The following is a 26,179-nucleotide window of genomic DNA, read 5'->3' as shown; positions in this document are numbered from 1 at the left end:
GATATGGACGGCACCGGCCCGTCCGTGCCGCCGCGGCCGGGACTGTCCACAGCCTGTGGACAGCCGGGTGCCCGGGCGATGCGCTGGCGTAGCATGCAGAGGAATCGTCCGGTACCCCCCGCGGACTGGAACGGAAGGCCGCCGTCGCGTGAACGCAATGACCCCCCAGGAGCCCCTCGACGCGAGGGACCGTCCCGCCCGGCTCACCGTCGGCGTCGTCGGCGCGGGCCGTGTCGGCCCCGCTCTCGCCGCCTCCCTGGCGCTCGCCGGGCACCGCCCGGTCGCCGTGTCGGGCGTCTCCGACGCCTCGGTGCGCCGCGCCGCCGCCCTGCTTCCCGATGTCCCGCTGGTCCCGCCCGCCGAGGTCCTCGCGCGCGCGGAGCTGGTCCTGCTGACGGTGCCCGACGACGCCCTGCCGGGGCTCGTCGAGGGCCTCGCCGAGACCGGAGCGGTCCGCCCGGGCCAGCTGATCGTCCACACCTCGGGGCGGTACGGGACGAAGGTGCTGGACCCCGCGCTGCGGGCCGGCGCCCTGCCGCTGGCCCTGCACCCGGCGATGACGTTCACCGGCACCTCCGTGGACGTCCAGCGGCTGGCCGGCTGCTCCTTCGGGGTCACCGCCCCCGAGCAGCTGAGGCTCGCAGCCGAGGCGCTGGTCATCGAGATGGGCGGTGAGCCCGAGTGGATCGCCGAGGAGTCCCGCCCGCTCTACCACGCGGCACTCGCCCTCGGCGCGAACCACCTGGTCACCCTGGTCGCCCAGTCGATGGAACTGCTGCGTACGGCCGGGGTCGCCGCCCCCGACCGGATGCTCGGCCCGCTGCTCGGCGCCGCCCTGGACAACGCCCTGCGCTCCGGCGACGCCGCCCTGACCGGCCCGGTCGCCCGCGGCGACGCGGGCACGGTCGCCGCGCACATCGGCGAGCTGCGCGTCCACGCCCCGCAGACGGTGGCCGGTTACGTCGCGATGGCCCGCGCCACCGCCGACCGCGCGCTCTCCCACGGCATGCTCAAGCCGGAGCTGGCCGAGGACCTGCTCGACGTCCTGGCCGACGGCTCGGGCGCCCCCGGCAGTACCGGAACCGGACCGGAGGAGTCCCGATGACCGCATCCGCCGCCACGCTGCTGCGTACCGCCGCCGAACTGGCGGGGTACGCCCCCGGGGGTGACCGGGCCGAGCGGGCCGTCGTCATGACGATGGGCGCCCTCCACGAGGGCCACGCCTCCCTGATCCAAACCGCGCGTGCGGTTGTCGGACCGGCCGGCCAGGTCGTCGTCACCGTCTTCGTCAACCCGCTCCAGTTCGGCGAGAGCGCCGACCTGGACCGCTACCCCCGCACCCTGGACGCCGATCTCGCCGTGGCCGGCGCGGCCGGCGCCGACGTGGTCTTCGCGCCGTCCGTGGACGAGGTCTACCCCGGCGGCGAACCCCAGGTCCGGATCTCCGCGGGGCCGATGGGTGAGCGGCTCGAAGGCGCCTCCCGGCCCGGACACTTCGACGGCATGCTCACGGTCGTCGCCAAGCTGCTCCACCTGACCCGCCCCGATGTCGCGTTCTTCGGGCAGAAGGATGCCCAGCAGCTGGCGCTGATCCGCCGCATGGTGCGCGATCTGAACTTCACCGTGGAGATCGTGGGCGTGGAGACGGCCCGGGAGGCCGACGGCCTCGCGCTCTCCAGCCGCAACCGCTTCCTCGACGCGTACGAGCGCCACACCGCGCTCGCTCTGTCCCGGGCCCTGTTCGCGGCCCGCGACCGGCTCGCCGCCCAGCAGGCGCTGCACGCCCGCGCGCAGACGACGGGCGCGACGGAGGGCCGGGCCGCCGGGCTCAACCGGCTCGGCGAGGCCAGGCTCGCGGCCGACGCCCAGGCCGTCGCCAGGGCCAGGCCGGACCAAGGCCCCGCCGCCGTGCGCGCGGCGGCCCGCGCGATCCTGGACGACGCGGCGGCCGAGCAGCCCCCGCTCGCCCTCGACTACCTGGCGCTCGTGGATCCGGCGGACTTCACCGAGATCCCCGACGACCGCACCGCGGGCGACGCGATCCTCGCCGTCGCCGCGCGCGTGGGCACCACCCGCCTCATCGACAACATCCCGCTGACCTTCGGAGCCATCGCGTGACCGGAATACGGCTGACCGCCCCCGCCCCTGGCTGGTCCATCGACGCCGACGTCGTCGTGGTCGGCTCCGGCGTGGCCGGTCTCACCACCGCGCTGCGCTGCGCCGCCGCGGGCCTCGCCACCGTCGTCGTCACCAAGGCCCGCCTCGACGACGGCTCCACCCGCTGGGCGCAGGGCGGCGTCGCCGCCGCCCTGGGGGAGGGCGACACGCCGGAACAGCACCTGGACGACACGCTGGTCGCCGGCGCGGGCATGTGCGACGAGACGGCGGTACGCACCCTCGTCACCGAGGGCCCCGACGCCGTACGCCGGCTGATCGACACCGGCGCCCACTTCGACACCGCGGACGACGGCACCATCGCACTGGGCCGCGAGGGCGGCCACCACCGCCGCCGCATCGCCCACGCGGGCGGCGACGCGACGGGCGCGGAGATCTCCCGGGCCCTGGTCGAAGCGGTCCGTGACGCCGCCCTGCACACCGTCGAGAACGCCCTCGTGCTCGACCTGCTCACCGACGCCGAGGGCCGCACCGCGGGCGTCACCCTGCACGTCATGGGCGAGGGCCAGCACGACGGGGTCGGCGCGGTCAACGCCCCCGCGGTCGTCCTCGCCACCGGCGGCATCGGCCAGGTCTTCTCCGCCACCACCAACCCGCCGGTCGCCACCGGCGACGGCGTGGCACTCGCGCTGCGGGCGGGCGCGGAGGTCTCGGACCTCGAGTTCGTCCAGTTCCACCCCACGGTCCTCTTCCTCGGCGCCGGTGCCGAGGGCCAGCAGCCGCTCGTCTCGGAAGCGGTACGGGGCGAGGGCGCCCATCTCGTCGACGCGGCCGGCACGCGCTTCATGCTCGGGCAGCACGAACTGGCCGAGCTCGCCCCGCGCGACATCGTCGCCAAGGCCATCACCCGCCAGATGCAGCTGCACGGCACCGAGCACATGTACCTCGACGCCCGCCATTTCGGCGCCGAGATGTGGGAGCAGCACTTCCCCACCATCCTGGCGGCCTGCCGGACCCATGGCATCGACCCGGTCACCGAGCCGATCCCGGTCTCCCCGGCCGCGCACCACGCCTCCGGCGGCGTCCGTACCGACCTGCGGGGACGTACGACCGTGCCCGGTCTGTACGCCTGCGGCGAGGTCGCCTGCACCGGGGTGCACGGCGCGAACCGGCTGGCGTCCAACTCGCTCCTGGAAGGCCTCGTCTTCGCCGAGCGCATCGCGGCCGACATCGTCGCCGACCGGCCCCGGTCCGGCCGCGCCACCGTCGCCGACGCCCCCGCGCCCTTCCCGCTGCTGCCCCCCGAGGCCCGGAGCACGATCCAGCGCATCATGACCCGCGGCGCCGGCGTCGTGCGTTCCGCCGACAGCCTCGCCCGGGCCGCCGAGGAGCTGGAGGACCTGCACCGCAGCGCCCTCCTCACGGCCGGGGCGGCCGAGCCCAAGGAGGCGGTGCCCGGGGTCGAGGCCTGGGAGGTCACCAACCTGCTCCTCGTCTCCCGGGCCCTGGTCGCCGCCGCCCGGGAGCGCGAGGAGACCCGCGGCTGCCACTGGCGCGAGGACCGGCCCGAGCGCGACGACGAGAACTGGCGCCGCCACCTCGTCGCGAAGCTCACCCCGGACCGGCAGCTCGTCCTCCGTCGGACGGATACCCAGGCGTTCGGGCCCGTACAGCCGTCCGGGGCAGCAGACTGCGCAGCAACGAGCACCACCCACCCCACTCCCGAGGAGCCGTAACCGTGAGCACGCCCGAAGAGAATCCGCGCCCCACACCCGTGGACGTACCGCTGATCCAGATCGGCGCGCCCGCATCCGCCGTGGGCGGCTGCGGTGACGGCTGCGGCTGCGGCGGGGAGGACGGCTACGACCTGGACGCCCTGGAGTGCGGCCTGGACCCGGCGCTCGCCCAGCTCCTCGCCGACGCGGGTCTGGACCCGGTCACCGTCGAGGATGTCGCGCACGTCGCCATCGAGGAGGACCTCGACGGCGGGGTGGACGTCACGACCGTCGCCACCGTCCCCGAGGACGCGGTGGCCACCGGTGACTTCACCGCCCGCGAGGCGGGCGTGGTGGCCGGTCTGCGGGTCGCCGAGGCCGTTCTCTCCCTCGTCTGCACGGACGAGTTCGAGGTCGAGCGGCACGTCGAGGACGGCGACCGCGTCGCACCCGGCCAGAAGCTGCTGACCGTCACCACCCGCACCCGTGACCTGCTCACCGGCGAGCGCAGCGCGCTCAACCTGCTGTGCCGGCTCTCCGGCATCGCCACCGCCACCCGCGCCTGGGCCGATGTGCTGGAGGGCACGAAAGCCAAGGTCCGCGACACCCGCAAGACGACCCCGGGCCTGCGCGCCCTGGAGAAGTACGCGGTGCGCTGCGGCGGCGGGGTCAACCACCGCATGTCGCTGTCCGACGCCGCACTGGTCAAGGACAACCACGTGATCGCGGCGGGCGGGGTAGCCGAGGCGTTCAAGCGGGTCAGGGCGGAGTTCCCGGACCTCGCGATCGAGGTCGAGGTCGACACCATGCAGCAGGTCACCGAGGTCCTGGACGCCGGTGCCGACCTGATCCTGCTGGACAACTTCACCCCGTCGCAGACCGCCGAAGCGGTCGCGCTGGTCGGCGGCCGCGCGGTCCTGGAGTCCTCGGGCCGGCTGTCCCTGGACTCCGCCCGCGCCTACGCGGAGGCCGGTGTGGACTACCTGGCCGTCGGCGCGCTGACCCACTCCTCGCCGATCCTCGACATCGGCCTGGACTTCCGCGACACCGACGGGGCCGGCGTCTGATGCTGCTCACCATCGACGTCGGCAACACCCACACGGTCCTCGGGCTGTTCGACGGTGAGGAGATCGTCGAGCACTGGCGCATCTCCACCGACTCCCGCCGCACCGCCGACGAGCTCGCGGTGCTGCTCCAGGGCCTGATGGGCATGCACCCGCTGCTGGGCATGGAGCTGGGCGACGGCATCGAGGGCATCGCGATCTGTTCCACCGTCCCGGCCGTCCTGCACGAACTGCGCGAGGTCACCCGCCGCTACTACGGCGATGTTCCCGCCGTTCTCGTCGAGCCGGGCATCAAGACCGGTGTGCCGATCCTGATGGACAACCCGAAGGAGGTCGGCGCGGACCGCATCATCAACGCGGTCGCCGCCGTCGACCTGTACGGCGGCCCGGCGATCGTCGTCGACTTCGGCACCGCCACCACCTTCGACGCGGTCTCCGCCCGCGGTGAGTACACCGGCGGCGTCATCGCGCCCGGCATCGAGATCTCGGTCGAGGCGCTCGGCGTCAAGGGCGCGCAGCTGCGCAAGATCGAGCTGGCCCGGCCGCGCAGCGTGATCGGGAAGAACACCGTCGAGGCCATGCAGGCGGGCATCATCTACGGCTTCGCCGGCCAGGTCGACGGGGTCGTCGGACGCATGAAGAAGGAGCTGGCCGCCGACCCCGACGACGTCACCGTGATCGCGACGGGCGGCCTTGCTCCGATGGTGCTGGGCGAGTCCTCCGTCATCGACGAGCACGAGCCGTGGCTCACGCTCATCGGGCTGCGCCTGGTGTACGAGCGCAATGTGGCCCGCCTGTAGGACCGCTCGTCCGGATCGTGCCGGGCTCGCGGGGCCCGGCACGCGCTCCCCCGGGTCGCGGCCCCGCCCGGCCCGGGGGACCGCCTCCGGCGTCGTCGTCGGTCGCCCCTGCTCCGCAGCGACTCCCTCCTCCGCCTTGCGGCCCCACGCACCGGACCCCGCTCCCTGATCCGGTCCGATCCGGACGAAAGCCCCCAAGGGCTGTCCCGTCGGGCCGCCCGGCACGCACAGTCGCCGCGTCGGCCGAGGCCCCGGCAGCTCTCCCTCCACCGCCCGGAGGGCAGCGGAAGGGCCCCGCCAAGGGCTTGTGGCCGCCTTGCGATCGCATGCCCGGGAAGGCGCTCCTCACGGGGCGGGCCCTGCCGGTCGTGGTACCGGCGACACGCGGCGCCGACCGGGAGGTTCTCGGCGCGTCGGCTCGGCGGAGCCGCCGCGCCGCCGACGGCCAGTTAAACGGATTTTGTCTATTTAGCACGTATTGTCGCGTTATGCCCACGCCTTACGGATCACGCGGCGGTATGGCGTTCAGCGCGGACGAGCTGCGAGTGCTCCGCCGTGCCCTCGCCATCGCCCTCCACCCCGCGCCCCTGCCCGACGAGGACGTCCAGGACTGCCTACGGCTGGCGGACGCCGTCGATGAGGCGGTCGGCGAGGCCGGACGGCTGCGCGCCTTCCTCCTCGCCGACCTCGTCCGCTACCGAAACGCCCTCCCCGGCTCCCTGAGCGGCTACCTGGAACGCCTCCAGGACGCCCTGGCCGCCGGGTACGACCCCCGCCCCGAGGATCTCGCCGCGCTGCGCGCCCTGCGTGGCGGGCCGGTCGCCGCGGCGCTCCTGGAGCGCTGCCAGGTGCTCGCCGAGCGTTCGGTGCGGGCCCGTCTCGCCGGACGCGCGGTCCCCGCCACGGCGCCCGCGCCGCGCAGCCGGCTGCTCGCGCTGCCGGGCGGACGTGCCGCGGAGCCGGAGAAGCCGAAGGCCCCGGCGGCCCCGGCCCGTCCGGCGGTGCCGTCCGGGCGCCCGGCGCCCAAGCCCTCCGAGGTCTTCCCGCCCCGCCGCCGTCCGGTCCCGCCGCCGCAGGAACGCGCCGCGGGGTAGGGGCCTGCACCGGGAGGGGCCGGGCTCGCTACTCTGGACGCCATGGACTACGTATCCGCGCTTGTGCCCCCCGTGGTGATGGCCGCCTTCTTCATCGGCCTGGTCGTGACGATCGTCAAGAGCCAGGGCGGGCCGAACAAGGCCAAGGAGGACGCGGCCGTGGACGCCGCGATCACCCGGGCGGAATCGGCGCAGCGCACGCCGCGTACCGACGGGGTCTGACCTCCCGGCGCGCACACCACGCACACGAAGGGCGTACGGCTCACAGCGGCCGTACGCCCTTTTGCTGTGTAAATAACCGCTCATTCCAGACATCTGGCACTAAGGTGACGCTGTGCCCCGCCAATTGGGAGAGCTGGAAGACGCCGTGATGACGCGGGTCTGGCAATGGAACCGACCGGTAACCGTTCGGGAAGTCCTTGAAGACCTTCAGCAGGAGCGGTCCATCGCCTACACCACCGTCATGACGGTTATGGACAATCTCCATCAGAAGGGCTGGGTCCGCAGGGAAGTGGACGGCCGCGCATATCGATATACGGCGGTCTCCACCCGGGCCGCGTACGCGGCCGCACTGATGAACGAAGCCTGGTCGCAGAGCGACAACCCCGCCGCCGCACTGGTCGCGTTCTTCGGCATGATGTCGGCCGACCAGCAGGAGGCCCTCCGGGACGCCATGCGGATCGTTCTGCCCACACTTCCCGGGGGTTCCGTTCCGACGGCCGGTGAAGGTACTGGTGAAGGCGCGGGTGAAGGTGCCGGGGGCGGATCCGGTGAAGGTGCCGAAGCGGCCGATGACGCGGAGCCGGGCGCCGGGCGATAGCGTCTGGGTATGTCCTCAGATCTTCCGCATGCCGATTTCCAGACCGCACAGTCGGTTATAAACATGGCCATCACCGTCCGCCGTGCGAGGACGAGTGATGTTGCCTCGGTCCGGCGTCTCCTCGACGGCTACGTACGAGAAGGCATCCTGCTCGACAAAGCGACGGTCACGCTTTACGAGGACATCCAGGAGTTCTGGATCGCCGAACGGGACGAGGACGCCAGGGTCATCGGCTGCGGCGCACTGCATGTGATGTGGGAAGACCTGGCCGAAGTGCGTACTCTCGCCGTCGATCACAGCGTCAAGGGCGCTGGAGTCGGGCATCAAGTACTGGACAAGTTGTTGCAGACCGCCCGTTGGCTGGGTGTGCGACGGGTTTTCTGCCTCACCTTCGAAGTCGACTTCTTCGCGAAGCACGGCTTCGTGGAGATCGGCGAGACGCCGGTCGACGGAGATGTCTACAGCGAGCTGCTGCGTTCCTATGACGAGGGAGTCGCGGAGTTCCTCGGTCTCGAACGAGTGAAGCCGAACACCTTGGGCAACAGCCGGATGCTTCTGCACCTGTGAGCTTCGGAAGAAGCCCGATCCCTATGTCCGAATCGCGCACGTTTCCCGTCTTCTTGTGCTCCTGAACCTCTCCCGGGGGTTTGTGTTTTCCGGTGAAAAGCGGTTTCCTTTCCGCGTACTCCATTTTCGATGAAAGGAAATCCCGGTGGCACAGAAGGTTCAGGTCCTTCTTGTTGACGACCTCGACGGTGGCGAGGCGGACGAGACCGTGACGTTCGCTCTCGATGGCAAGACGTACGAGATTGACCTCACGACGAGCAACGCGGACAAGCTCCGGTCCCTTCTGGAGCCGTACGCGAAGAGCGGCCGGCGCACCGGTGGCCGTGCGGCCTCCGGCCGTGGCAAGGGCCGTGCCGTTCCCGGCGGCAACAAGGACACCGCCGAGATCCGTAAGTGGGCACGCGAGAACGGCCACAGTGTGAATGACCGCGGCCGTGTTCCCGCGGAGATCCGTGAGGCCTACGAGAAGGCCAACGGCTGAGCAGCCGTTCTTTTGGGGGGCAACCCCGTCCGGGCACGCGTCAGCCGTGCCCGGTGGCATTCCGTCGCCACGGCGTCCACGAGCCGGATGAGATCGGGAGCATCCCCACCCCTGCTCCCGAAGCCGGAGAGGGCCGGGAACACCGGCTTCCCCTCCTGCTCGTGCGGTGGACAGGGGGGCCGCAGCCATACGGCGGCCCCCGGCGGACCCGGCCGGCCCGGCGGCGGCGGCGCGGTGATCCGCCCGCCCGCGCCGAGAGCGGTCAGTTCGAGCGCGACTCCGCCCCATTCCAGCCAGTCGAGCAGCCCCGGCAGCTCGTCGGCGCCTCCCGGGGCCACCAGCAGACTCATGCGCCGGCCCGCCAGCGCCACGGGCCCGGTCCGGCCCACCCGTTCCAGCGCCGCGTGACCGGCCGCAGCCGGGACGACGAGCGCGTCGAACCGCAGCCCGGTCAGCAGCCTCACCGGCGCGCTGCCGGCCGTGGCCCAGCCGAGCTCCTGCTCGTACCACCGGGCACACGCGCCCCGTGAGACACCGCCGGCACGGCTGTCCCGCTCTGCGGGGAGCTCCGTGCGGGGAGGCGGGACGGTGGGGGTCATGACGGAAGAACTCCCGAGCGGCGCCAAGAGTTACGCAGAGTTCCCGACCGAACGCATAGGGTGTCCGGGTTGGGGGCGTACGGGCGCATTCGGGAGTACGAAGATGTTCGCCCGTAGCGGAGGGAACCCGCGTACGCCGCATGGACTGTCTGTAATTGCGGGTAAGACATCCCTAGTGGGGAGGGGCGACACGCAAGCCACCGGACATCTCACGTTCGCCATCGGCGTACAGGCGATAGGGGTATCTGCCTGGCCTGCGGGAACATCGTCTCGCACCATCGGGTTGGAGCAGTTGTCGGCGTTCGGGGCATGAGATCCCCCGGGAAGCAGGGCCGGGTGTCGGCAGTTGAAATGAGCGGTCCCCGCTTGCGGGACTAAGCTGCGGAAGGACAGGGAGGGGACCGACCCCTTACTGCCTGACCGCTCTGAGGAGCGATTAACGATGTTCGAGAGGTTCACCGACCGCGCGCGGCGGGTTGTCGTCCTGGCTCAGGAAGAAGCCCGGATGCTCAACCACAACTACATCGGCACCGAGCACATCCTCCTGGGCCTGATCCACGAGGGTGAGGGTGTCGCCGCTAAGGCCCTGGAGAGCCTCGGGATTTCGCTCGAGGCGGTCCGCCAGCAGGTGGAGGAGATCATCGGTCAGGGCCAGCAGGCCCCGTCCGGGCACATCCCCTTCACGCCCCGAGCCAAGAAGGTCCTGGAGCTGTCGCTCCGCGAGGCCCTTCAGCTCGGCCACAACTACATCGGCACCGAGCACATCCTGCTCGGCCTGATCCGCGAGGGCGAGGGCGTCGCCGCCCAGGTCCTCGTGAAGCTGGGCGCCGACCTCAACCGGGTGCGCCAGCAGGTCATCCAGCTGCTGTCCGGCTACTCGGGCGGCAAGGAGGCGGCCACAGCGGGCGGCCCCGCGGAGGGCACGCCCTCCACGTCGCTGGTGCTCGACCAGTTCGGCCGGAACCTCACCCAGGCCGCTCGTGAATCCAAGCTCGACCCGGTCATCGGGCGCGAGAAGGAGATCGAGCGGGTCATGCAGGTGCTGTCCCGCCGTACGAAGAACAACCCGGTCCTCATCGGCGAGCCCGGCGTCGGCAAGACGGCGGTCGTCGAGGGCCTGGCGCAGGCCATCGTCAAGGGCGAGGTGCCCGAGACCCTCAAGGACAAGCACCTCTACACCCTCGACCTCGGCGCGCTGGTCGCCGGCTCCCGCTACCGCGGTGACTTCGAGGAGCGCCTGAAGAAGGTCCTCAAGGAGATCCGCACCCGCGGCGACATCATCCTGTTCATCGACGAGCTCCACACCCTCGTGGGTGCGGGCGCCGCCGAGGGCGCGATCGACGCGGCGAGCATCCTCAAGCCCATGCTGGCGCGAGGCGAGCTCCAGACCATCGGCGCCACCACGCTCGACGAGTACCGCAAGCACCTGGAGAAGGACGCCGCTCTCGAGCGACGCTTCCAGCCCATCCAGGTCGCGGAGCCGTCGCTGCCGCACACCATCGAGATCCTCAAGGGTCTGCGCGACCGCTACGAGGCCCACCACCGCGTCTCCATCACGGACGAGGCGCTGGTCCAGGCCGCGACGCTGGCCGACCGCTACATCTCGGACCGCTTCCTGCCGGACAAGGCGATCGACCTGATCGACGAGGCCGGATCCCGGATGCGTATCCGCCGGATGACCGCGCCGCCGGACCTCCGCGAGTTCGACGAGAAGATCGCGGGCGTGCGTCGCGACAAGGAGTCGGCCATCGACTCCCAGGACTTCGAGAAGGCGGCGTCTCTCCGTGACAAGGAGAAGCAGCTGCTGGCGGCGAAGGCCAAGCGCGAGAAGGAGTGGAAGGCCGGCGACATGGACGTCGTGGCCGAGGTCGACGGCGAGCTCATCGCCGAGGTCCTCGCCACCGCCACCGGCATCCCGGTCTTCAAGCTGACGGAGGAGGAGTCCTCCCGTCTGCTGCGCATGGAGGACGAGCTCCACAAGCGCGTCATCGGCCAGAAGGACGCCATCAAGGCCCTCTCGCAGGCGATCCGCCGTACGCGGGCCGGTCTGAAGGACCCGAAGCGTCCCGGTGGCTCGTTCATCTTCGCCGGCCCGTCCGGTGTCGGTAAGACCGAGCTGTCCAAGACGCTCGCCGAGTTCCTCTTCGGTGACGAGGACGCGCTCATCGCCCTCGACATGTCGGAGTTCAGCGAGAAGCACACGGTCTCGCGGCTCTTCGGTTCTCCTCCCGGCTACGTCGGGTACGAGGAGGGCGGCCAGCTCACCGAGAAGGTGCGCCGCAAGCCGTTCTCCGTCGTCCTCTTCGACGAGGTCGAGAAGGCCCACCCCGACATCTTCAACTCCCTGCTCCAGATCCTGGAGGACGGTCGCCTGACCGACTCCCAGGGCCGGGTCGTGGACTTCAAGAACACGGTCATCATCATGACGACCAACCTCGGGACCCGGGACATCTCCAAGGGCTTCAACCTGGGCTTCGCCGCCCAGGGCGACGTCAAGACGAACTACGAGCGGATGAAGACGAAGGTCAACGAAGAGCTCAAGCAGCACTTCCGGCCCGAGTTCCTCAACCGTGTCGACGACACGGTCGTCTTCCACCAGCTCACCGAGGAAGACATCATCCAGATCGTCGACCTCATGCTCGCCAAGGTGGACGAGCGCCTGCGGGACCGCGACATGGGCATCGAGCTGAGCCCGGCCGCCAAGTCCCTGCTGGCGAAGAAGGGCTACGACCCCGTGATGGGCGCCCGGCCGCTGCGCCGGACGATCCAGCGCGAGATCGAGGACATCCTCTCCGAGAAGATCCTCTTCGGCGAGCTGCGCCCCGGTCACATCGTGGTCGTCGGCACCGAGGGCGAGGGTGACGAGCAGAAGTTCACCTTCCGTGGCGAGGAGAAGTCGGCTCTGCCCGACGTTCCTCCGATCGAGCAGGCGGCAGGCGGCGCCGGCCCGAACATGACGAAGGAAGCGTGAGCGGCGCCTAGCGCCCGAGCGCACGAAGAGGCGGCCCCGAACCGGTATCACACCGGTTCGGGGCCGCCTCTTTGCTGTTGCGTACACGGTGACGGGCATGTCACAGAGATGTCCCGGTCGGGTCCGTGCCGCGCAGCGGCGGAAATTCGCTGGCTAGTCTGGCCCGGCTCCGGACGCATCGTCCGGGCGTGGACGAGACGGCGAGGGGGACGGGGCAGATCATGCGCAGAAGCGATGTGTCACGCAGGCAGATGATGAAGGCGGCGGGAGCCGGGCTGGTGCTGCTGGGGGCCGGGGCTTCGGCCTGCGGGCCGGAGGACGAGCCGGGCGCCGGCGGACCGGACGTGCCGAAGGAGTCGGCCGGCGCCCCGGCGCCGGGTGCCAAACCGCAGCCCGCCTGGCAGCACGCCTCGACGTACGACGGACTGGCCTGGATCTCCGCGATCGCGGTCGTGGGCAACGTCGTGCTCGTCTCGGGCGATCCGCTCGTGGCCCGCGACCTGTCCACCGGCAAGGAGATCTGGTCCCGCGCCGAGGTCACCACCCCGGGCGCCAACATGCTCGTAGGTGACGGGACGCTCTATCTGCAGAGCGCCCGGTACGACGGGAACATCGTCGGCCTGGACCCCGCGACGGGCAAGGACACCTGGCGCAGCCGGATGGAGAAGCAGTACTCCCAGCCCCGTCCCATCGCCGCGGACGCGAACCACGTGTATGTCGTCGCGGGGATCCTGGACAAGGAGTTGAGGACGCCGGAGAACGTGATCGCGGCGATCGACACCACCTCGGGCAAGGTCGTCTGGCGGGAGAAGCGGGACAAGGGGACGGAGCAGAACGGCATCACCGCGCGGGTGGCCGGCAACCGTCTCGTCTACACGGACTTCCGGGAGAACCTCACGGTGCGCGACACCGCGACCGGCCACCAGGTCTGGACGAAGAAGATCGGCCGGTCCAACAACCGCGGATTCGTGGTCCACGAGGGCCTGGTCATCCTCGCCAACGGGCAGCGGATGCGCGCCTACGACCTGGCCGACGGCAAGGAGCGCTGGTCCTTCGAGACCGAGAGGTTCAGCCGCTTCAACGACCCGGCGGTCCTGGACGGGGTCCTCTACGTCTCCGACAGCGCGCACGGCCTCTGGGCGGCGGACCCCGCGACCGGGAAGGCGCACTGGCACGACAAGGGGAGCCTGGACGTCGCCGCCCCCTGGCAGTTCGCGAAGGTGGGCGACGTCCTCTACGGGGCGACGGAGTTCGACAAGGACGGCGGCATCCACGCCTACGATCCCGGCAGCGGAAAGCTGCGCTGGACGTACAACGACGGCAGCGGCGACCTTCAGCGCTGGTACCTGGCGGCGGGCGGCAAGCAGCTCGTGGCCCTGCACGCGAAGAAGGTGACGGCGCTGCCCGTCGGGTAGCACCGCAACCCCGGGCCGCGGCGCCGCCTGGCGGTGGTGCAGCCGCTTCGGGCCGCGGCACTGCCCGCCGGGCAGTGCCGCCACCCCGGGCCGAAGGTCCCGAAACGGACAGTCCTTGGTCCCACCGCCGGTGACAAGGCGCACAGCCCTTTCGAGGCCTACTAGGCGCGTTAGGAGAAAACGCCCTGAACGCGGACGGGACCTTCGGCCCGGTGCGCGGTGGGGCCTTCGGGTGTTTGGAGCGAACTGCCTGGATGGCGGGGCTGTGTCCAGTATGAGTGGTTTGGAACTGGGGTTAAACCTGTCCTGGCGAAGACTTTCGGACAGTGGCCGGAGGTGCGGACCGGGCCTTGTGGCGACGAATTCCCGGGCCTCCGTCTACGGCTTTTCTTCGTAGATGGGGGGTTTGAGTGCATCCGGGGGTGCGGGTTACCAAGGTATGGCCAGCCCGGCACGCCGCCGGGTCCAGTCATCCCGGAGGTTTTCTGCTTATGTCGAAGCGCGTTACGTTCCAGACCCGCCGCCCGTCCGCTTCCCGTGTCCGTGGCGCAGTCCTGGCAGCCGGTCTGGGGACGTCGATGGTTCTCGGTGCGGGCGCTGCGTTCGCGGCCGGCACGGCGGGCACCACCAACACGGCGAGCCTGGCGAGCGCGACCACCGCCGAGTCGGTCGCCCAGCAGGCGGCCGCACAGGGCAAGGCGGCCCAGCACACCGCGGCGAAGAAGGCCGAGGCGAAGAAGAAGGCGGCGGCGAAGAAGAAGGCCGCAGCCAAGAAGGCCGCGAAGCTCGCCTGGGAGACCCCGGTCGACCACTACAAGCTGAGCGCGACCTTCGGCAACGACGGAGCCCGCTGGGCGCACAAGCACTCCGGCCAGGACTTCGCCGTGCCGATCGGCACCAAGGTCGAGGCCGCGCACAACGGCACCGTCGTGAAGGCCGGCCCGAACGGCGGCGGCGACGGCCCCGCGTACGGCAACGCCATCGTGATCAAGCACAGCAACGGCACGTACTCGCAGTACGCGCACCTCTCGAAGATCCAGGTGCACATCGGTGAGCACGTGAAGAAGGGCGAGAAGATCGCCCTCTCCGGCAACACCGGGAACTCCAGCGGTCCGCACCTGCACTTCGAGATCCGGACCACCGCGAACTACGGTTCGGCGGTCAACCCGGTCAACTTCCTGCACCACCACGGCATCTCGGTCTGATCCGGCCGGGACACCATCCCGCTACTGGGCGGAACCCGGGTCGTGAGCCCGGGTGACCAGTTCGACGGCGACTTCGAGGGCGGCCTTCCGCTTGTCCTCGGGGTCGCCGTCGACGTCTTTCAGCGCGAGCATCCCGGCGTGCAGGGCGAAGAGCGCCGTGAAGCACCGCACCTGGTCGGTGAGCGGCGCGTCGGGGTCCTTGATCAGGTCCACCAGGGCCAGGACCCGGTCCTTGATCGTCACGCCGATGCTCAGGTCGCGCACGGTCGCCTGGTTCTCCTGCATGAAACGGAAGAGCGCGGAGGCGTTCACCAGGGCGTTGCTGTAGCGGACGAGGATCTCCTTCTTCGTCTCCAGCGTGCGAGGCTGCTCCGCGCCCCAGGCGATCAGTTCCTCGATCGGCCGGTTCAGGTCCTCGAAGATGCTGACGAGGATGTCTTCCTTGGTCTTGAAGTGGTAGTAGAGCGCGGCCTTCGTGACATCGAGGTGCTCGGCGATCTCGCGCAGTGAGGTCTTCTCGTAGCCCTGCTCGGCGAAGAGGCTCAGGGCGACGTCCTGGATGCGCTGGCGGGTGTTGCCCCGGCGCGGCTGCGGCGTGCTGCCCATGGTGCTCTCCCAAAAACTTACTTGACGCCCGGCTAGTTACGGGGCTACCTTCCCCGAGTGTAGTCAACTAGCCGGGCGGCAAGTAAGGGCCCGGTGTACAGGGGAACCGGGGAGTTGGGGAACATGGCGGACCTGATGAAGGCAGCGGACGGGAAAGCGGGGGCACCGCCCGGACCGGCGGAGAAGCCCGCCCCGCAGCAGCGCAGCGTGCGGGTGGTGGTGTTCGCCCTGATGATCGCCATGCTGCTCGCCATGCTCGACAACCTGATCATCGGGACCGCCATGCCGACCATCGTCGGCAGTCTCGGCGGTCTGGAACACATGTCCTGGGTGGTCACCGCCTACACCCTGGCGACCGCCGCCTCGACTCCCATCTGGGGCAAGCTCGGCGACATGTACGGGCGCAAGGGCATGTTCCTCACGTCCATCGTGATCTTCCTGATCGGCTCGGTCCTCAGCGGAATGGCTCAGGACATGAGCCAGCTGATCGGCTTCCGGGCGGTTCAGGGGCTCGGCGCCGGCGGTCTGATGGTCGGCGTCATGGCGATCATCGGCGACCTCGTGCCGCCCCGCGAGCGCGGCAAGTACCAGGGCATGATGGCCGGCGTCATGGCCTTCGCGATGATCGGCGGACCGCTGGTCGGCGGCACCATCACCGACCACCTCGGCTGGCGCTGGAGCTTCTACATCAACCTGCCGCTGGGCGCCGTCGCCCTGGCCATGATCATCACCGTGCTGCACCTGCCCAAGCGGGAGCGCACCGAGGCGAAGGTCGACTACCTGGGCGCCGGACTGCTGACCGTCGGCATCACGGCGATCGTGCTGGTGACCACCTGGGGCGGTTCCGAGTACGACTGGAACTCCGCCGTCATCATGGAGCTCATCGCGATCGGCGTCGCCGCGCTCGCCGGCTTCCTCTTCGTCGAGACCAAGGCCGCGCAGCCGATCATCCCGCTGCACATCTTCCGCAACGCCAACTTCACGCTGATGTCCGTGGTCGGCTTCATGGCGGGCTTCGTGATGTTCGGCGCGGTGCTCTACCTGCCGCTGTTCCAGCAGTCCGTCCAGGGCGCGTCCGCGACCAACTCCGGACTGCTGCTCCTGCCGATGCTGCTGGCGATGATGATCGTCTCGCTGGTCGCCGGACGGATCACCACCAGCACCGGCCGGTACAAGATCTTCCCGATCGTGGGATCGGTCCTGATGGTCACCGGACTCTTCCTGCTCTCGACGATGGACACGGACACCACCCGGTTCGTCTCCGGCGTCTATATGGCGGTCCTCGGCGCTGGCATGGGCTTCCTGATGCAGATCACGATGCTCGTCGCGCAGAACAGCGTCGAGATGAAGGACATGGGTGTCGCCTCGTCCTCCACCACCCTGTTCCGCACGCTCGGCAGCTCCTTCGGCGTCGCCATCATGGGCGCGCTGTTCACCGGGCGGGTCCAGGACGAGATGGCCGCCCGCGGCGGCGGCGGAGCCACCATGCACTCCGCGACGCTGGACGCCGAGGGCATGGCGAAGCTGCCGGTGCCGGTGCGCGAGGCGTACGAGTTCGCGGTGGCCTCGGGCACGCACATCGCCTTCCTGGTGGGCGGATCGGTGGCGCTGATCGCGCTGGTGGCCGCGCTGTTCGTCAAGGAGGTCCCGCTGCGGGGCGCCGGACCGGAGAAGGCGCCGGTGGCCGAAGCGGTCTGAGCGGCTGCCGGTACACGGGGAAGGCCGCGGGGCAAGCGCCCCGCGGCCTTCCCCGTACCGCTGTCCGGCCCGGCCCCTCAGCGGTCGGGGCGTGTGCCGCCGCGAGCGTCGGACGTCCTGCGCCTCGGCTCCGGACCACGCTGCTCGCCCAGCTGGAGCATGGGGAAGCTGCCGGTGTCGGTCGGCGCGTGCTCGGGCAGCCACAGGACGGCGATCGCCCCGCCGGTACCCTCGGGCGCACCCTCGGGGGCCGCGTTGCGGAAGGTCAGCCGGGCACCGAGCACCCGGGCCTGACCGGCCGCGATCGTCAGCCCCAGCCCGTGCCCGTGCCCGGCCCGGTCGGTGGATCCGGTACGGAACCGGCTCGGTCCCTCCCGCAGCAGCGCCGCCGGGAACCCGGGACCGTGGTCGCGGACCCGCACCACCCGGCCCTCGACCGTGACCTCCACCGGGTTGGAGCCGTGCTTGGCGGCGTTGCCCAGCAGATTGAACAGGATGCGCTCCAGCCGGCGCGGATCCGTGCTGACCCACGACTCGTGGACCACCTGGACCCGCACCCCCCGGTCCAGCAGCGCCACCCGGCGGCTGACGAACTCGCCCAGCGCGACCTGCTGAAGCTCCGCCCGCTCGGACGCGCTGTCCAGCCGGGCCACCTCCAGCACGTCCTCGACCAGCGTGCGCATCGCTTGCGCCCGGTCCCGTACGAGCTCCGTGGGGCGGCCCGGCGGCAGCAGCTCGGCGGCCGTCAGCAGACCCGTCACCGGGGTGCGCAGTTCGTGCGCGATGTCCGCGGTGACCCGGCGTTCCGCCTCGATCCGTTCGTTCAGCGCGTCCGTCAGGGCGTCCACCGCGCCGGCCAGCTCGTCCGTCTCGTCCCGCACGACCCCGCCGACGGCGTCCCCGACCCGTACATCGGTATGGCCCTGCGCGACCCTCCCGGCGGCGGCCGCCGCCTTGCGCAGACGCCGCGAGAGCTGGCCGCCGATCAGCACGCCCAGCGCGGATCCGCCGAAGACCACCGAGACCGAGCCGATGATCAGGGCCCGGTCGAGATCGCCCAGGATCGTGGTGGAGCGGTCGGCGAAACGGGTGTGCAGCGAGAGCACGTCGCCACCGGGCAACGGCACGGCCGCCCAGACGTCGGGCACTCCGCCGCCGTCCTCGACGTGCGTCGCCCGCCGGTTGCGCCGGGTCTCCCGGCGCAGGCTCTGCGGCATCGTCGGATCGTTGAGCTTCGCGCCGAAGCGGGGGTCGGCCTTCTTCGTCTTCGTCGCCTCGTAGAGCAGCTGGGCGTAGTTCAGCCGCTCCAGCTGGACCTCGCGCGCGTTCTCCAGCATGGAGACCCGGGCGGCGTTGTGGACGACCAGGCTCAGTGCGACCGCGATCAGGGCGCCGACCGCCGCGATCGCGATGCTGATCTTCCAGCGGACGCCCGTCCGCAGGGCCGGGCGCCTCATGGCCTGAGCTTGTAGCCGAAGCCGCGGACCGTTTCGATCCGGTCCTGGCCGACCTTCGTACGCAGCCGCTGGACATGGACGTCGACGACCCGGGTGTCCCCGCCCCAGCCGTAGTCCCAGACCCGCTCCAGCAGTCTGTCGCGGGAGAGGACCGTGCCGGGCGCGGCCGAGAACTCCAGCAGCAGCCGCATCTCGGTGGGGGTCAGGCCCACCTGCTCGCCGCCCTTGCGCACCTCCATGCCCTCGGTGTCGACCTCCAGGTCACCGAAGACGAGCACGCCGCCCTCGGCCCCCTCGGCCTTCTCGCCGCCGCCCGCCCCGCTTCCGGCGGCATGGCCGAAGCGGCGGAGCACGGCCCGGATCCGGGCGACCAGGACCGCTCCGTCGAACGGCTTCGTGACGTAGTCGTCGGCGCCCGCCTCCAGGCCGAGCACCACGTCGATCGAGTCGGCCCGCGCCGACAGCATGATCACCGGAACCGTCGACTCGTCCCGGATGCGCCGGCAGAGGCTGACCCCGTCCAGGCCGGGGACCATCACATCGAGCAGCGCGATGTCGGGCCGGTCCCTGCGGAACGCTTCGAGGCCGAGGAGGCCGTCGGGCATCGCGGTGACCACGAAACCGTCCCGCTCCAGCGCCAGCTGGGTGGCCTCGCGGATGACGTCGTCGTCCTCGACGAACAGGACATGGGTCTCGGCCATCGGACTGCTCTCAGTTCTTCGCCGGTTCGGCGGGCGCGGGGAATTCCCCGTCCCCGGTACCGACGGCTCTGTTGAAGTCGTTGTGCACCCGGTCCTGCTCGCTGAACCGGGTGTTCGCCCAGTGGTACGTGATCACTTCCTCGCCCGAGGGATAGGCGACCGCGTCCTTCTTCCCGTACTCCTGCGTCGTCACCACCAGATCGCCGCGGTCGATGGTCCCGTAGACCGCGGGCTGCTCGATGGTGAACACGTTCTCGTACGTGCCGTCGGGCCGCGGCCGGTACACATAGGTGCCCACGCCGACCGAGTCGCCGCAGGTCATCACGTTCACCACCACGTCGGCGGAGGGGCCGTCGGTCAGGGTGCCGTACGAGGTGTCCACCGGGTACTCGTCACCGGTGCAGGGCCTCAGATCGGTCCGGACCCGCTCGCTCACCCCGGAGTCCGCCTTGAGCAGAGCCACCGCGTCGACCCGGGGCGTCGGCTTGGCCGTCGACGGGGCGGTGGCACTGGGCGTGACCTGGGCGACCGGCTGGGTACCCGCCGGGCCCTCGTCCCGCGTGCCGGTGCCTCCGGTGGAGCAGCTGACGGCGAACAGCCCGAAGGCGGCGAGCCCGGCCAGAGCCGTGCCACTCGCCGCCCAGCCGGTCAGCCCGGGTCTCCGACCGCCGCCGGTCCCGTCGCCCGTGGGTTCTCCGGTGACCGTGCCGCCGGTCCCGTCGCCCGTGGATCGTCCGGTGAAGGGGCCACCGCTGCCACCGCCCTCACCGCTGCCTGTCAGGCCGCGCACCGCTCCCGCCCCCGCTCGTCGTGACGCCCCTCCCGGGGCGCCCCTGCCTGTTCCCGCGACCGGACCGGGGTCCGGGGCGCCGCGACGCGGACAGCCGCCACGCGCTCCCCGTCCTCACGGATCCGCTCGGCACGGCTCGCCGCCTCCCTGCTCTCCAGCTCCTGGCGCAGCCGGGCCAGGGCCCGGTGCAGGGTGCTCTTCACCGTACCGGCCGACATGCCGAGGGCCGCGGCCGTCTCCTCCGTGCTCATCTGCTCCCAGTGTCGCAGCACGACCACGCTGCGCTGCTTGGGAGCCAGCACGCCCAGGACGTCCATCAGCAGGGCGCGGTCGGCACGCTGCTCGGTGCCGTCCTCGATGCTGGCGTCGGGGAGCTGCTCGGTGGGGACCTCGTCGAGCTTGCGCGCACGCCACCACTCGGTGCGGGTGTTGATCATGACGCGGCGCAGATAGGCGTCGGCCAGGGACTTGTCGGCGATGCCGTCCCACCGGCCGAAGGTGCGGGCCAGCGCGGTCTGCAGCAGGTCCTGCGCGTCCACGGGATCGGGGACCAGCCGACGCGCACTGCGCAGCAACGCGTCCTGCCGGGTACGTACGTACTCCTCGAAGCCGAGCACCTCACCCTGCGCCATGACAACCGCCTCCGTCCCCGTGAATCCCCGTATGACCGCCGCCAGCCGCTTGGTCGTCGGGCTGACTTCGGTGACGCTACGGAGCTGTTGTCACGAGGCTGTGCGGAGCAGCCGTACGCGGACGCACGGCTGCCCATCGGTTGTGTAACAGCGCAGGAGGAGAGGGACAAAGGGGCCGGGGGAGCGGAACGGCTCCGCCCGGCCCTTCAGGTCAGCGGCAGCCGGTACTGGCCACCCGCCAGCGGCTCGACCAGGCCGTCGGAGACCAGGCCGTCCAGCGCACGGGCCCGCTGCACCGGCTCCTCCCACACCGCGTCGAGCGCCGACTGCGGCACCGGACCGACCGACTCGCGCAGCACCGCGAGGAGCCTGCCGCGCACCTGCCGGTCCGTGCCGGCGTAGGTCTGGCCGCGGCGCGGGGGCCCCTGGTGCGCGGGCTTCCCGGCCAGCCGCCAGGCGCACTGCTGCGAGATCGGGCAGCGGGTGCAGTCCTCGTTCTTCGCGGTGCAGACGAGGGCGCCCAGCTCCATCGTCGCGGCCGCCCACCGGGCCGCCTGCTCGTCCTCGTCCGGCAGCAGGGCACGGGCGAGCTTGCGCTCGGCGGCGGTGGTCGCGTTCGGCGGGTACTGGATGCCGGACGCGGCCCGGGCGAACACCCGGCGGACGTTCGTGTCGAGGACGGCGTGCCGCTGCCGGTACGCGAACGAGGCCACGGCCGCTGCCGTGTACTCGCCGATCCCCGGCAGCGCGAGCAACTGGGCGTGCTCGCTCGGTACGTCTCCTCCGTGGCGTTCCGTTATGGCCTGGGCGGCGCCGTGCAGGCGCAGCGCTCGCCGCGGGTAGCCGAGCCGGCCCCAGGCGCGGACCGCCTCGCCGGGCGGTTGCGCTGCGAGGTCGGCGGGCCGCGGCCAGCGGGCCAGCCACTGCTCGTACACCGGGAGGACCCGGTTGACGGGGGTCTGCTGCAGCATGAACTCACTCACCATCACGCCCCAGGCGCCCGCTTCGGGGCGGCGCCAGGGCAGATCGCGGGCGTGCTGGTCGAACCACCCGATGACGGGAGTGTGGAGGGAGGCGGGGGGCGTCTGTGTCGCAGTCGTGGCAGTCATCGCACCGTCGATCCTGGCACGGAAGTGTGGAGAGAGGTCGGGGGCACGGGGGTGTCGTCCCTCATGGAAGCCCTTGGAGTGATAGTGACCTCCGTCTTTCCGCACCCCACAGGACTCGCGTTCCGGCAAGTGGCCGCACGTCCCGCGAGCCGTTGCGGCAACTGGCCCATGACCCTCCGACGGCATCACTCGGCGCGTTGAGGTGATCACGTTGGGTGTCCGAAGTGTGCGGGCGGAGCGGGAACGGGCCGCCCCGGGATGATGATCCGCAAAACTTGGACGCCTGTAGCGGCGGGTGGGGCGGGAGTTGGTGCCGTTCTCTCGTACAGTTTGCGCCGTGGGATCTCTGCGTAATCCGATCGGGCCGCTTCCCTCCACCATCTACTGGCGACGGAGGGCGGTAGCGGCGACGCTGATTGCGCTGCTCGCGTTGCTGGTCGTATGGGCCGTCACCAACGGTGGTGACAAGGGGAATCACGACGATTCACGGGCCCCCGGCTCCGGTCCCGTGAACTCGATCACGCCCGGACCTTCCGGTTCCGGCCCGGCGATCAGTGAACAGCCGGGCGGGCGCGACGAGTCGGACGACACCGGCGGCAGCGACGCGACCGGCGGCGGCAGTTCGGACGCGGGCTCCGACGGAACCGGCGACGGAACGAGCGACAGCGGCAACGGAACGGGCGCGGAAGCCGGTTCCGGTACGGGTGGCGGCTCCAGCGGCACCACCGAGGGGCAGCAGCTCCCGCCCGGCTCCTCGCTCCCGGTCTGCGCCCCGGCCACGCTGCGGCTGACGCTGAAGACGGAACTCCGCTACGGGCCCGGCGAGAAGCCGAAGTTCCGGCTGATCGCCACGAACACCTCGTCCACCGCCTGCAAGGCCGACTTCGGCCCGAAGTCCGCGGTCCTCACCGTCACGGAAGCCGGCGGCGGGGACGAGGAGGTGTGGTCCTCCAAGGACTGCCCGCGCGACGCGGCCGCCGTGCTCCTGAAGGTGCCGGCCGGCGCGACCGTCGAGCACGCCGTGGAGTGGGACCGCGCCAAGAGCGCCCCGAAGTGTGCGACGCCGCCTGCGGGAGCCGTGGGCGCCGGTACGTACCTGGTCGAGGCGAAAGCCCCGGGCGAGCCCGTACAGCGTGCGTCGTTCGTCCTCGCGAAGGACTGACGACGCCGAAGGGCTGAGGGCGCCGAGGGGCTGAGGGCGCTGAGGGACCGGCGACGCCGAGGGACCGGCGGCCCCGGGAGGCCGGCGACGCCGAGGGGTCGGCGCGGCGGCGTGGGGCGGGCGACCCCAGGGGACCGGCGACCCCGAGGGACCGGCGCGGCGGCGTACGGCGGGCGACCGCGAGGACCGGAACGGCTGACGGCGGCGTAGGGCGGGCCGACAGGCCGACGGGCCGCGCAGGGCGGGTCGGAGCGGCCGGTGGTAGCGCCGGGCTGACCGCGAAGGCTGACCGCGAAGGCTGACCGCGATGGCAGACCGCGATGGCAGACCGGGGGCGGCCGGAGCGGCGAGTGCGCCCGGTCGGGCCGGAGCCCGGTTACACGTACCGTTCGAGGATCGACGACTCGGCCAGTCGCGACAGGCCCTCGCGCACGCTGCGCGCCCGCGCCTCGCCGACGCCGTCGACCGTCTGGAGATCGTCGACGCTCGCGGCGAGCAGCTTCTGCAGACCGCCGAAGTGCTCCACCAGCCGGTCGATGATCGCCCCGGGCAGCCGCGGCACCTTCGCCAGCAGCCGGAAGCCGCGCGGCGACACCGCCGAGTCGAGCGTCTCCGGAGAACCGCTGTACCCCAGCGCCCTTGCCACGACCGGGAGTTCGAGCAGCTCGGTGTGGGACAGCGAGTCCAGCTCGGTGAGCGCCTCCGCCACCGTGCGCGAGCGCTTCGCGGTCGGCTCCGGCACGTAGTCGCGCACGACCAGCTCGCGCTCCGGCTCCACGCCCGCGATCAACTCGTCGAGCTGGAGCGAGAGGAGCCGGCCGTCGGTCCCGAGCTCCACCACGTACTCGGCGATCTCGGTCGCGATCCGGCGGACCATCTCCAGACGCTGGGCGACGGCCGTCACGTCCCGGACCGTCACCAGGTCCTCGATCTCCAGGGCGGAGAGCGTGCCCGCGACCTCGTCGAGCCGGAGCTTGTACCGCTCCAGCGTGGCGAGCGCCTGGTTGGCGCGGGAGAGGATCGCGGCGGACTCCTCCAGGACCCGGCGCTCCCCGTCCACGTACAGCGCGATGAGATGCATCGACTGCGAGACCGAGACGACCGGGAAGTTGCACTGCTTGGAGACCCGGTCCGCCGTGCGGTGCCGGGTGCCCGTCTCCTCGGTGGGGATCGAGGCGTCCGGGACCAGCTGCACGCCGGCCCGCAGGATCTTGGTCATGTCCTTGTCGAGGATGAGTGCCCCGTCGAGCTTGGCGAGCTCGCGCAGCCGGGTCGCGGTGAACTCCACGTCCAGCACGAAGCCGCCGGTGCACATCGACTCGACGGTCCTGTCCATGCCGAGCACGATCAGCCCGCCGGTGTTGCCGCGGAGGATGCGCTCCAGGCCGTCCCGCAGGGCCATTCCGGGCGCGACGGCGGTCAACGAGGCGCGCATCAGCGCCTCGTTACCGGTGCCTTGGCCGGACTTTCCGGGCGATGCTGCCCGGTCGCTGGCTGCCACTGCACTCCTCCGGTCACAGGTTCGCGGGTGCCCTCGGGGCCTCTCGTTCGGATCGATCCCGATCCAGAGGAAAGACCCTATGTCCCTCATACCGTTCGTACGGACGGGCGAGACCAGGGCAAAGTCTACCGGCGTGCGCCGTCCTCCTGTGGGGCCTGTGCGCGAGAGCGGCGCGGGAGCACCCTGAGCGCATCGCCCATGTTGGCCACTTCTGTGACCTTCATACCGGCCGGGACCTTGCCCGGATCGGTCGGGACCAGGGCGTGGGTGAAGCCCAGACGGTACGCCTCGGCCAGCCTGCGCTGGACCCCGGTGACCCGTCTGACCTCGCCCGCGAGCCCCACCTCGCCGATCGCCACCAGGTTCTTCGGCAGGGGTGTGTCGCTGGCCGCGCTGGCCAGGGCGAGCGCGATCGCGAGGTCCGCGGCCGGCTCGGAGAGCTTCACGCCGCCGACCGTGGCGCTGTAGATGTCCCGTTTGCCCAGCGAGCTGATCCGGCCGCGCTGCTCCAGGACGGCCAGCATCATCGAGACCCGGGACGTTTCGAGACCCGAGGTGGTGCGCCGGGGCGAAGGGATCTGGGAATCGACGGTGAGGGCCTGCACCTCGGCGACCAGCGGGCGCTTGCCCTCCAGGGTGACGGTCAGGCAGGTGCCGGGAACGGGCTCGTCGCGGCGGGTGAGGAAGAGGCCGGAGGGGTCGGCGAGACCGGTGATGCCCTCGTCGTGGAGCTCGAAGCAGCCGACCTCGTCGGTCGCCCCGTAACGGTTCTTGACGCCGCGCACGAGCCGGAGCCGGGCATGCCGGTCGCCCTCGAACGACAGCACCACGTCGACCAGGTGCTCCAGCAGCCGGGGCCCGGCGATCGCGCCGTCCTTGGTGACGTGGCCGACCAGCAGCGTCGACATGCCGCGCTCCTTGGAGGCGCGGATCAGCGCTCCGGCCACCTCGCGAACCTGCGCCATCCCGCCGGGCGCGCCCTCGATCTCGGGGGAGGCGACGGTCTGCACGGAGTCCAGGACGAGCAGGGACGGCTTGACGGCGTCCAGATGGCCGAGGACCGCGGACAGGTCCGTCTCGGCGGCCAGATACAGATGGTCGTTGATCGCCCCGATCCGGTCGGCACGCATCCTGACCTGGCTGGCGGACTCCTCCGCCGTGACGTACAGCGTGCGGTGCTCGTCGCTCGCGGCCTTGGCCGCCACGTCCAGCAGCAGCGTCGACTTGCCCACGCCCGGCTCGCCCGCGAGCAGCACGACGGCGCCGGGCACCAGCCCGCCGCCCAGCACGCGGTCCAGCTCGCCCACGCCCGTCGAGCGGGCGGTGGCCTGGCGGCTGTCGACCTGGCCGATGGGGAGCGCGGCGGTGGAGACGCGGCCGGCCGCCGTGGTGCGCACCGCGGGAGCGCCGCCGAATTCCTCGACCGTCCCCCACGCCTGGCACTCGGGGCAGCGGCCGAGCCACTTGGCGGTCGTCCAGCCGCACTCGGTGCAGCGGTAGGACGGCCGGTCCTTCGCGGATTTCGTACGGGCAGCCATGGCGCCACCGTATAGGTGGGGTCGGACAGTGCGGCCCGGCGCGGTGCGTGCGCGGGCGGCGGGGCGCCGGCGAGGGCGCGGAATCACGGATTCCTGTCGCTTATCAAGCGATACGTTCACCCGTAAGGGTTAAATGTGC

Annotated in this window: 24 protein-coding genes; 15 read left to right on the top strand and 9 right to left on the bottom strand. The window is 71.2% G+C overall.

Annotated features, from left to right (window positions below; genetic code table 11):
* Nucleotides 1–157 precede the first annotated feature (157 nt).
* From ACIQMX_RS38290 to ACIQMX_RS38245, 10 genes are all read left to right on the top strand, one after another.
* Nucleotides 158–1,105 (top strand): Rossmann-like and DUF2520 domain-containing protein, encoded by a 948-nt coding sequence (locus ACIQMX_RS38290; protein WP_402485299.1) that lies wholly within the window; start codon nt 158–160, stop codon nt 1,103–1,105.
* A complete protein-coding gene (gene panC / locus ACIQMX_RS38285) occupies nt 1,102–2,118 on the top strand; it encodes a pantoate--beta-alanine ligase (protein ID WP_402485212.1) in 1,017 nt (338 codons plus the stop codon). Before ACIQMX_RS38290 ends, panC begins: the two co-directional genes overlap by 4 nt.
* A complete protein-coding gene (locus ACIQMX_RS38280) occupies nt 2,115–3,851 on the top strand; it encodes an L-aspartate oxidase (protein WP_363071576.1) in 1,737 nt (578 codons plus the stop codon). Before panC ends, ACIQMX_RS38280 begins: the two co-directional genes overlap by 4 nt.
* Before the next feature lie 2 nt (nt 3,852–3,853).
* Entirely contained in the window at nt 3,854–4,897 is a 1,044-nt protein-coding gene (gene nadC, locus ACIQMX_RS38275; protein ID WP_402485209.1) for a carboxylating nicotinate-nucleotide diphosphorylase, read from the top strand.
* Complete coding sequence (locus tag ACIQMX_RS38270; RefSeq protein WP_219567364.1) at nt 4,897–5,694, top strand: type III pantothenate kinase; 798 nt, start codon at nt 4,897–4,899, stop codon at nt 5,692–5,694. The genes nadC and ACIQMX_RS38270 overlap by 1 nt, the downstream gene beginning before the upstream one ends.
* A 518-nt stretch (nt 5,695–6,212) precedes the next feature.
* Complete coding sequence (locus tag ACIQMX_RS38265) at nt 6,213–6,788, top strand: hypothetical protein (protein WP_363071740.1); 576 nt, start codon at nt 6,213–6,215, stop codon at nt 6,786–6,788.
* Between the two features lie 42 nt (nt 6,789–6,830).
* On the top strand, nt 6,831–7,010 hold the full coding sequence (locus tag ACIQMX_RS38260; protein WP_363071572.1) for a hypothetical protein: 180 nt from the start codon (nt 6,831–6,833) through the stop codon (nt 7,008–7,010).
* 112 nt (nt 7,011–7,122) lie between these two features.
* On the top strand, nt 7,123–7,608 hold the full coding sequence (locus tag ACIQMX_RS38255) for a BlaI/MecI/CopY family transcriptional regulator (protein WP_402485207.1): 486 nt from the start codon (nt 7,123–7,125) through the stop codon (nt 7,606–7,608).
* 63 nt (nt 7,609–7,671) lie between these two features.
* Nucleotides 7,672–8,175, top strand: coding sequence for an amino-acid N-acetyltransferase (locus ACIQMX_RS38250; RefSeq protein WP_363071568.1), 504 nt, complete (start codon nt 7,672–7,674; stop codon nt 8,173–8,175).
* Nucleotides 8,176–8,320: 145 nt separating this feature from the next.
* Nucleotides 8,321–8,656 carry an Lsr2 family protein gene (locus ACIQMX_RS38245; RefSeq protein WP_148020023.1) on the top strand — a complete coding sequence of 112 codons (336 nt, stop codon included), beginning with the start codon at nt 8,321–8,323 and terminating at the stop codon, nt 8,654–8,656.
* Here the strand turns inward: ACIQMX_RS38245 and ACIQMX_RS38240 are convergent.
* Nucleotides 8,635–9,255 carry an SCO3374 family protein gene (locus tag ACIQMX_RS38240; protein ID WP_402485205.1) on the bottom strand — a complete coding sequence of 207 codons (621 nt, stop codon included), beginning with the start codon at nt 9,253–9,255 and terminating at the stop codon, nt 8,635–8,637. The genes ACIQMX_RS38245 and ACIQMX_RS38240 overlap by 22 nt on opposite strands.
* A gap of 442 nt (nt 9,256–9,697) precedes the next feature.
* Here ACIQMX_RS38240 and ACIQMX_RS38235 point away from each other — a divergent pair, with 442 nt between their 5' ends.
* The 3 genes from ACIQMX_RS38235 (at nt 9,698) to ACIQMX_RS38225 (ending at nt 14,846) form a co-directional block, all read left to right on the top strand.
* A complete protein-coding gene (locus tag ACIQMX_RS38235) occupies nt 9,698–12,226 on the top strand; it encodes an ATP-dependent Clp protease ATP-binding subunit (RefSeq protein WP_148020025.1) in 2,529 nt (842 codons plus the stop codon).
* A gap of 221 nt (nt 12,227–12,447) precedes the next feature.
* Nucleotides 12,448–13,641, top strand: coding sequence for a PQQ-binding-like beta-propeller repeat protein (locus ACIQMX_RS38230; RefSeq protein WP_363071563.1), 1,194 nt, complete (start codon nt 12,448–12,450; stop codon nt 13,639–13,641).
* Nucleotides 13,642–14,132: 491 nt separating this feature from the next.
* Complete coding sequence (locus ACIQMX_RS38225) at nt 14,133–14,846, top strand: M23 family metallopeptidase (RefSeq protein ID WP_363071561.1); 714 nt, start codon at nt 14,133–14,135, stop codon at nt 14,844–14,846.
* 21 nt (nt 14,847–14,867) lie between these two features.
* On the opposite strand, the gene ACIQMX_RS38220 is transcribed toward ACIQMX_RS38225, so the two are convergent.
* A complete protein-coding gene (locus ACIQMX_RS38220; protein WP_363071559.1) occupies nt 14,868–15,452 on the bottom strand; it encodes a TetR/AcrR family transcriptional regulator in 585 nt (194 codons plus the stop codon).
* Nucleotides 15,453–15,575: 123 nt separating this feature from the next.
* Here ACIQMX_RS38220 and ACIQMX_RS38215 point away from each other — a divergent pair, with 123 nt between their 5' ends.
* Nucleotides 15,576–17,150 carry an MDR family MFS transporter gene (locus tag ACIQMX_RS38215; protein WP_363071557.1) on the top strand — a complete coding sequence of 525 codons (1,575 nt, stop codon included), beginning with the start codon at nt 15,576–15,578 and terminating at the stop codon, nt 17,148–17,150.
* A gap of 77 nt (nt 17,151–17,227) precedes the next feature.
* Here ACIQMX_RS38215 and cseC read toward each other — a convergent pair whose 3' ends face one another.
* The 5 genes from cseC to ACIQMX_RS38190 form a co-directional block, all read right to left on the bottom strand.
* A complete protein-coding gene (gene cseC / locus ACIQMX_RS38210) occupies nt 17,228–18,607 on the bottom strand; it encodes a two-component system sensor histidine kinase CseC (RefSeq protein WP_363071555.1) in 1,380 nt (459 codons plus the stop codon).
* Complete coding sequence (cseB, locus tag ACIQMX_RS38205; protein ID WP_363071554.1) at nt 18,604–19,308, bottom strand: two-component system response regulator CseB; 705 nt, start codon at nt 19,306–19,308, stop codon at nt 18,604–18,606. The genes cseC and cseB overlap by 4 nt, the downstream gene beginning before the upstream one ends.
* Before the next feature lie 10 nt (nt 19,309–19,318).
* Nucleotides 19,319–20,098, bottom strand: a complete 780-nt coding sequence (locus ACIQMX_RS38200) for a hypothetical protein (protein ID WP_363071552.1) — start codon at nt 20,096–20,098, stop codon at nt 19,319–19,321.
* Nucleotides 20,086–20,730 (bottom strand): SigE family RNA polymerase sigma factor, encoded by a 645-nt coding sequence (locus tag ACIQMX_RS38195; RefSeq protein WP_363071550.1) that lies wholly within the window; start codon nt 20,728–20,730, stop codon nt 20,086–20,088. Before ACIQMX_RS38195 ends, ACIQMX_RS38200 begins: the two co-directional genes overlap by 13 nt.
* Before the next feature lie 206 nt (nt 20,731–20,936).
* Entirely contained in the window at nt 20,937–21,839 is a 903-nt protein-coding gene (locus ACIQMX_RS38190; RefSeq protein WP_363071548.1) for an A/G-specific adenine glycosylase, read from the bottom strand.
* A gap of 337 nt (nt 21,840–22,176) precedes the next feature.
* On the opposite strand from ACIQMX_RS38190, the gene ACIQMX_RS38185 reads away from it, so the two are divergent.
* Nucleotides 22,177–23,001 (top strand): hypothetical protein, encoded by an 825-nt coding sequence (locus ACIQMX_RS38185; RefSeq protein ID WP_402485197.1) that lies wholly within the window; start codon nt 22,177–22,179, stop codon nt 22,999–23,001.
* A gap of 376 nt (nt 23,002–23,377) precedes the next feature.
* Here the strand turns inward: ACIQMX_RS38185 and disA are convergent, their stop codons facing one another.
* Nucleotides 23,378–24,502, bottom strand: a complete 1,125-nt coding sequence (disA, locus tag ACIQMX_RS38180; RefSeq protein WP_363071546.1) for a DNA integrity scanning diadenylate cyclase DisA — start codon at nt 24,500–24,502, stop codon at nt 23,378–23,380.
* 125 nt (nt 24,503–24,627) lie between these two features.
* A complete protein-coding gene (gene radA / locus ACIQMX_RS38175; protein ID WP_148020034.1) occupies nt 24,628–26,040 on the bottom strand; it encodes a DNA repair protein RadA in 1,413 nt (470 codons plus the stop codon).
* Nucleotides 26,041–26,179: the final 139 nt, after the last annotated feature.

The organism is Streptomyces sp. NPDC091416 (assembly GCF_044756845.1).
Lineage (GTDB): Bacteria > Actinomycetota > Actinomycetes > Streptomycetales > Streptomycetaceae > Streptomyces.
This window is presented reverse-complemented; position numbering and strand designations above follow the sequence as displayed.